9 protein-coding genes are annotated in these 6,672 nt (G+C 46.4%); all 9 read left to right on the top strand.

Features of this window, described 5'->3' with window-relative positions; genetic code table 11:
- Window positions 1-418 (top strand): phosphoadenosine phosphosulfate reductase family protein (locus tag ACN0UY_RS12820; protein ID WP_417667619.1); only part of this gene is annotated, 418 nt, incomplete at its 5' end.
- A 127-nt stretch (window positions 419-545) separates the two neighbouring features.
- Complete coding sequence (locus tag ACN0UY_RS12815; RefSeq protein WP_417667617.1) at window positions 546-827, top strand: type II toxin-antitoxin system Phd/YefM family antitoxin; 282 nt, start codon at window positions 546-548, stop codon at window positions 825-827.
- A 36-nt stretch (window positions 828-863) separates the two neighbouring features.
- Window positions 864-1,058, top strand: a complete 195-nt coding sequence (locus ACN0UY_RS12810) for a type II toxin-antitoxin system RelE/ParE family toxin (protein WP_417667615.1) — start codon at window positions 864-866, stop codon at window positions 1,056-1,058.
- 333 nt (window positions 1,059-1,391) lie between these two features.
- A complete protein-coding gene (locus tag ACN0UY_RS12805) occupies window positions 1,392-3,899 on the top strand; it encodes an SIR2 family protein (protein WP_417667613.1) in 2,508 nt (835 codons plus the stop codon).
- 357 nt (window positions 3,900-4,256) lie between these two features.
- Window positions 4,257-5,135 (top strand): alpha/beta fold hydrolase, encoded by an 879-nt coding sequence (locus ACN0UY_RS12800; RefSeq protein WP_417667611.1) that lies wholly within the window; start codon window positions 4,257-4,259, stop codon window positions 5,133-5,135.
- Window positions 5,136-5,238: 103 nt separating this feature from the next.
- The gene (locus ACN0UY_RS12795; RefSeq protein ID WP_354412235.1) at window positions 5,239-5,481 is read left to right on the top strand and encodes a type II toxin-antitoxin system Phd/YefM family antitoxin; all 243 of its coding nucleotides are present in this window, start codon (window positions 5,239-5,241) and stop codon (window positions 5,479-5,481) included.
- On the top strand, window positions 5,478-5,741 hold the full coding sequence (locus ACN0UY_RS12790; protein WP_417667608.1) for a Txe/YoeB family addiction module toxin: 264 nt from the start codon (window positions 5,478-5,480) through the stop codon (window positions 5,739-5,741). The genes ACN0UY_RS12795 and ACN0UY_RS12790 overlap by 4 nt, the downstream gene beginning before the upstream one ends.
- Window positions 5,742-5,905: 164 nt before the next feature.
- Window positions 5,906-6,193, top strand: a complete 288-nt coding sequence (locus tag ACN0UY_RS12785; protein ID WP_417667606.1) for a type II toxin-antitoxin system RelE/ParE family toxin — start codon at window positions 5,906-5,908, stop codon at window positions 6,191-6,193.
- A gap of 43 nt (window positions 6,194-6,236) precedes the next feature.
- Window positions 6,237-6,506, top strand: a complete 270-nt coding sequence (locus tag ACN0UY_RS12780) for a type II toxin-antitoxin system Phd/YefM family antitoxin (protein WP_206841042.1) — start codon at window positions 6,237-6,239, stop codon at window positions 6,504-6,506.
- Window positions 6,507-6,672: the final 166 nt, after the last annotated feature.

Raw genomic sequence — 6,672 nt, 5'->3', positions numbered from 1 at the left:
CTACCGCTTCGCGGAAAAGCTGATCAAGGATCTGAACCTGAACATCCACACCTTCATCCCGCAGATGAGCGCAGCCCGTCGCAACGTGCTGATGGGCGGCATCCCCGATGTGGACGATCCGCAGCATGACGAGTTCACCCGTCAGGTGAAACTGGAACCCTTCCAGCGCGCACTGGCCGAACTCAAGCCCGACCTGTGGCTGAACGCGATCCGCAAGGACCAGACCGAATTCCGCCAGTCACTGGATATTGTGACGGCCAGCAAGGACGGCATCATCAAGGTTGCGCCGCTGTTCAACTGGACCGAAGCCGACATGGACGCCTACCTGGCCGAACACAATCTGCCCAACGAACACGACTACTTCGACCCCACCAAAGCGCTCGAAACGCGCGAGTGCGGATTGCATACGCAGCTGTAAGCGTGTAAGGCCTCGCCGTTCGGCGGGGCCTTCTATCCCTGTCTTTCCAGCCATTTACTCAGTCAGCTTGCCTGCCCTTATGTAAAATCGTACTTTTTTGTACAGCTGAGCGTACAAGGTGATTTCCATGTCAAGGGTTCGTGTCGACGAAGATATCCGTCCTCTGTCCGAATTCCGGGCAGGCGTAGCCTCATTTGTAAAACAGATCCATGAACCCCGCCGCCCTATGGTGCTGACGCAACGAGGCCGTGGCGTTGCCGTATTGGTGGGTGTTCATGAGTACGAGAGGATGCAGGAGCGCCTTGAGATTCTGGAAGAGCTATATAAGGCGGAAGAACAGATAACCACCGGTGATGGCATCGCGCATGAAGACGCGAAAAACAGGGTTCTGAGCAGGCTGGCTCCATGAAGATTGTTTGGTCCCCGCTAGCTAGCGCTGGAGCGTTTGGAAGACACAGCCCGATATATAGCAGAAGATAACCCGGATGCTGCGGTATGGTGGGTGGAAGACATATTATCCAAGGTAGAGCGGCTAGCTGACTTTCCCGAAAGTGGACGAATGGTTCCCGAGGTAGGATCACTCCGTATCAGGGAGTTGATATTCTGGACGTATTGGGTGTCAGCACGGATGCGACAATGACAGATACGGCCTGTTGCGATGATGCCGAATCTTCATGTGCCCGAAGCATGGACGCGGGTTAAAAACCGCGTTAGATTTAAGGTAATAAGGAAGCAAACGGATACGCCCCGTGGCCATCAAAGGCTCAAGGAACATCACAATTACCGGGAACCAAGAGAGTTATGCACTCGACACCCCCGATCAGATTGAAAAGCTTTTCCCTTTTAACACAAGTAGTTGCTATCCGGATGGGCGCTTGAGTCCAACCGGCATTTTTACGTCTGTGCTGCAGGGCGTATAAATGCTCACTAGATGTTATGGAACTCGAAAATATTTTACCTCAGGGAAGTACTGATGAATAATGAAGAAAAGAAAATTATAACGGAAGAAATTGCCCCGCTGCTGCAAAATGGAGATATTACTCTTTTTTTAGGTGCTGGAGTTAGTATCGGTACTCCTGCCATAAACGATCTAAATATTCCCTCGACAGCAGAATTAATAGAGAGAATCTGTAATGAGGCAGGATACGACGACGAGGTCGTGAGCTCTGCAGACTTGCCAACAGCTTTCGGTGTTGGAGAAGACGAGATAGATAACTTTGAGAATTTTCTTATAAGCAATTTCACCGCAAAAACAATATACCCTTGGCAATTGAAAATTTTTCAAAATTGGTGGCGTGCGATTTTTACTACAAATATTGATACTATTCCTGAGCTTTGTATCGAATCTAATAAATCACAAAGTTCGAAATTTCCTTCATATCAAATATTCAATTATAAAGATCGAGAGCCAATTCAGTCTCTTCCAACATCACCACCACTAGTTTACCTTCACGGAAAGGTTTCCAGTCCTTTGGATGGGTTTATATTTGATAACGTGAGTTATGCAGAGCATTCTGTCAATCAAAGTGACTGGTTATTAAAGTCCGCACTACATATTTCCCATGGTAACTGCCTTTTTGTTGGTTCTAAGTTCAAAGAAAGTGATATAGAAACCTCATTAAGACGGCGTCAAATATGGGATTCAAACGAACCCAATAGGAACAATTGGATAGTTCTTCGTAGCTTCACAGAGTTAGAAAGAAAATCATATATTAAGCGAGGAATTACTCCAATTAGAGCAGAGGCAGAAGAGTTTTTTGAATTCCTGTTTTCTCTGGTTTCTCCACTCTCAAAACACAAATTCATCAGAAGGAAAGCACCTTTTCTTTCTGAAAGCGCAGATGATAGCTCTGTTGCTTGGTTTACAAAAAATATGTCTTCTGTAAACGAAGAGTTGATGCGAGTGGCAAGCAAAAATGCACCATTCTCTTTGTTTTATAATGGCGCGATGCCAGATTGGTTTTATGTGAGAAATAAAGTTCCAGCTGAGTTATCAGCGTACAAAAAACTTACTCGTGAAATTATTAATTTTGAGCAATCTGAAGAAAAAGCTAAAGTCTTTGCGGTGTTAGGTCCTTTGGCATCTGGAAAAACAACGATTTCAATGCTTGCTGTTTCCGAAATTTCGAAAACGCATAACAATGTTTATAAGTTTATTGGAATGGACGGAATTGATATTGAGGCGTTATGGAATGCGATTAAAGACTTAAAAGGGTTGGTAGTAATTTTTATTGATGCATCCTCCAGTTATTACTATGCAATAAATGAAATAGTCGAGCGAACAATTGACCGCTCAACAGCCTGTAAGATATGTTTTGTATTAGAAGAGCGAACAATTCACTTTGAAAGAAATAAGAGACATTTTACAAAAATACCTCTAAGAGTGATTTCAAAAATAAGACTGGAAAAACTTAATTACGAAGACGCTAAATGTCTCTATAATAAAACTCTAGAGCTAGGAATAACCTTCGAGAAACTCAAAGGTATTAGCCTTGATTGCGCAGTTAAAAAAATTATAGATTTTGATGATGGTTACAATGGGGATTTATTGGCGACACTTTATGATCTATCTACAGGGAAATCATACGAAGAAAGGCTTTCCGAAGAATTTTACGAAATAGAGAGTGGTTTGCCTAAAGATATCTTTGAAACTATTTCGCTGGTTACTGCATCTAGATTGCAGATTCCAGTTAATTATTTGTGTGAGGTATATTCTATTTCGATTGACTCGCTCCTAAAGATAGTAAACTCTCAGCTTCAAGATAAAGTCAATTATCGTGGAACTTCGATGACGCTTACATCTAGACATCATTCAATAGCGCAATACCACCTAGAGAAAAATATTGATAAAAGAAGTCTAAAAAATAAAATAATTGAATTGATGAAGTGCCTTTCAAAAAAGTTCACAATTGAAGATATTAAGCGGCATCCTATTAGCTACAAAATCTACAGCAAAGTCCTTTCTTTTCACTATCTGACTGAAACCTTATTCAAAGGTGTGAAAAATTATCACTACATTCACGAAATATATTCTGAGTGTCAAAGATATTTTTCTGATGACGGAATATTTTGGCTCCAATACGGTAGGTTTTTGGAGAGAGATAAAAATATTCCTGACGCGTTGCATTGTTTCCGAAAAGGGTTGGGTTTATATGATTCTTTTCAGTTAAGGCATGCTTTAGGACAGCTTTTGCTCAAGCAGTACCGGGTTGGAGATAAATCGACCATGGATGAATTTAACGAGGGAGTTCTTATTCTTAAAAATGAAATAGATTTGCGCGGAGCTACAGACGCTTATCCATACACAGCATTAGGAAATGAGCTAATAAAAATATATAATGGAGGTAAAAATCAAGATCAGTGCGCCTCAATACTAAAGGAAATTATAAATAGAGGACTGAAGCATCATAGAGAGGATGAATATTTTTCGGCGATGGTATCGAGGTATTTTGCGGCAGTAAAAGATGTGGAAGTCCAATAGTTATTAGTGGCCAACTGTCAGGTGAATACCTTCACAACACAAAAAGGGGACAGACCCCCTTTTCTTTCTCTTATCCGTCTTGCCATCCCGGTTATGCGTCTCGTGGGCAAGGCCCCGAGCGTCGTGACCACATGCTCCTCGGGTTCGTTGGTACAAGCGATCGGTGAAGCGGGGTTTGAAATACTTGAAAACGAACGGCACGGCACGAAGAAAAGTGACTACCGTCCCTTTATTGTCGCTCGGGCGATCTGACTCTGCCTGACCTCAGGCATGCGGGAGTGCGTGCTCCCGCGCCGCCCCGGGTTTAAGGGTGTATCCCTGACGCGAAATCAAAAATGGTCATGAACAGGAAAAAACATGAAAAAACAGCTGCTGGTCTTACTGATACCCTTCCTGCTATTGGCAGGATGTGCGAGTAGCCCGTCTGCTCTCAGACATGATGTCGCCGTGTCGTATGACGCCGAGCGTATCGCCTATGATGTGGCCGGAGAGGGCGAAACGGCGCTGATTTTCGTTCACGGCTGGAGTTGTGACGGGCGCTACTGGCAAGAGCAGGTCCCGGTATTCGCGAAAGACTATCGGGTCATTACGGTCGACCTGGCAGGGCATGGGCATTCCTCACTGGAGCGATCCGATTATTCAATGCTGTCCTTCGCGCAGGATGTGAAAGCCGTTATGGACAGGGAAAACATTGGTCGCGCGGTTCTGATTGGGCATTCAATGGGAGGTGGCGTGATTGCCGAGGCGGCCAGGCTCATGCCGAAGAGGGTTGTGGGCATTGTCGGGGTCGATACTCTGCAAAACGTTGGGGAACGTACACCTGAGAGCGTCATTGAGGAGATGGTAACGCCATTTGAATCTGATTTCAGAACGGCGACGCAGGGTTTTGTTTCACAAATGTTCCCTGCAGGCACCGATCAACAGCTCATGAACTGGATAATGGAAGACATGTCATCAGCGCCCAAGGCGCCGGCCATGAGTGCCTTTCGTAACTACTTGGGCCAGTATGTCAGCGGAGATGCCGCCGCTGTCTTCAAGGATGTCAGCGTTCCTGTGGTCTCAATAAATGCACGACTATGGCCGACCGCATTTGAAGAAAACCAAAAGCATATTAAAGACTATCAGCTTCTCTATATTGAGGATTCAGGCCACTTTCCCATGCTGGAAAGGCCCGATGCCTTTAATGCGCTGTTACAACAGGCCATTGATGCAATTGAAACGCGCAATGGCTCCTAGCCTTTGCATCACATGCGTGTCGGTGTCTCCGCTGGCGTTCGTCTTGACGTACGTACTCGAAAGCGTACACTTGGTGAAAAGTTGAACACGCAAGAGGTGCGTCATGACCGGAATCACAGCCACTGAGGCGCGCAGCAACCTTTATCGGTTGATTGACGAGACCGCCGAATCCCACCAGCCAATCGTCATCATGGGTAAGCGGAACAAAGCCGTCCTGGTTTCCGAGGAAGACTGGTCTGCAATTCAGGAAACACTTTACCTGCTCTCCGTACCCGGTATGCGGGAGTCTATTCGTGAGGGTATGGTTACTCCCGTGGATGAATGCGATGAGGAGCTGAACTGGTGACATGGAAGTTGGTTTACACCAAACAAGCCCAGAAGGACGCAAAGAAGCTGGCCTCCAGCGGCCTCAAACCAAAAGCCGAAGAGTTATTGGCACTCATTGCAGAAGATCCGTACCGCAAGCCACCCCCGTTCGAGAAGCTGATTGGTGATCTTGAGGGTGCCTATTCACGCCGAATCAATATCCAGCACCGTCTGGTATACCAAGTGCTTGAAGACGAGAAAGTGGTAAAAGTCCTCCGTCTCTGGAGCCACTACGAATGATGCATAAGCGGAGTCGCCGTATTGGTGGATGTTCACGAGTACGAGAGGATGCAGGAGCGCCTTGAAATTCTGGAAGAGCTATATAAGGTGGAAGAACAGATAGCATCCGGTGATGGCATTGCGCATGAAAACGCGAAAAACAGGGTTTTGAGCAAGCTGGCTCCATGAAGATTGTTTGGTCCCCGCTCGCGCTTGTGCGTGTGGAAGATACAGCCCGCTATATAGCAGAAGATAACCCGGATGCTGCGGTGCGCTGGGTGGAGGACTTGTTCTCTGCGGTAGAACGGTCAGCCGACTTTCCTGAAAGTGGACGAATGGTTCCCGAGCTAGGATCGCCCCGTATCAGGGAGCTGATATTCGGTACGTATCGGGTTATTTACAGTGCCAAAGATCAACACGGCTATAAACGGGTGCGTGAGCAGGTCGTTAAATTTCTTGACCGCACCTGTTAACAGGTGCTTTCTATGGCACCAAATCGTTGATCAGGTAATCACTATGCAAGTGAAATTTTCCGAGGATGTCATTCCTCTATCAGACCTGAAGGTCAATCCCGGAAAGGTGGTTGGCCGAGCGCAAGATACGCATCGCCCCATCCTGCTCACCAGCCGTGGCCGCGGCATAGCTGTTGTTCAGGGGCTCGAGGATTATGAGAGAACCGCAGAGGAATTGCGGTTTGTAAAGGCGGTGGCGCAGGGGCTTGTGGATGTTCGTGAGGGCAACACCGTATCGTTGGATGATGCCAGGAAAGCATTGGGTATCAAGTAAATGGAATTACGCATCGCCCAGTCCGCTCTTGAGGACTTACAGGCTATTCAGGCGTATTACAAAAGCAGGATGTGCCACATATCGGTGATGATTTCGTGGCTGCTATCCTGGAGCACTGTGAAATACTTCAAATCCACCCCGATGCTGGACCTGGACGAGTCGTGCC

This window comes from Pseudidiomarina sp. (assembly GCF_048268165.1).
In the GTDB taxonomy this organism is placed as follows: domain Bacteria; phylum Pseudomonadota; class Gammaproteobacteria; order Enterobacterales; family Alteromonadaceae; genus Pseudidiomarina.
Note: the sequence above shows the minus strand (reverse complement) of the source record. Positions and strands in the feature narration are given on the sequence as shown.

Bases quoted from the DNA above. Each gene is read 5' to 3' on its own strand.
- ACN0UY_RS12795 (WP_354412235.1), top strand. From the start codon at position 5,239: ATGACCGGAATCACAGCCACTGAGGCGCGCAGCAACCTTTATCGGTTG.
- ACN0UY_RS12785 (WP_417667606.1), top strand. From the start codon at position 5,906: ATGAAGATTGTTTGGTCCCCGCTCGCGCTTGTGCGTGTGGAAGATACA.
- ACN0UY_RS12780 (WP_206841042.1), top strand. From the start codon at position 6,237: ATGCAAGTGAAATTTTCCGAGGATGTCATTCCTCTATCAGACCTGAAG.
- ACN0UY_RS12805 (WP_417667613.1), top strand. From the start codon at position 1,392: ATGAATAATGAAGAAAAGAAAATTATAACGGAAGAAATTGCCCCGCTG.
- ACN0UY_RS12800 (WP_417667611.1), top strand. From the start codon at position 4,257: ATGAAAAAACAGCTGCTGGTCTTACTGATACCCTTCCTGCTATTGGCA.
- ACN0UY_RS12815 (WP_417667617.1), top strand. From the start codon at position 546: ATGTCAAGGGTTCGTGTCGACGAAGATATCCGTCCTCTGTCCGAATTC.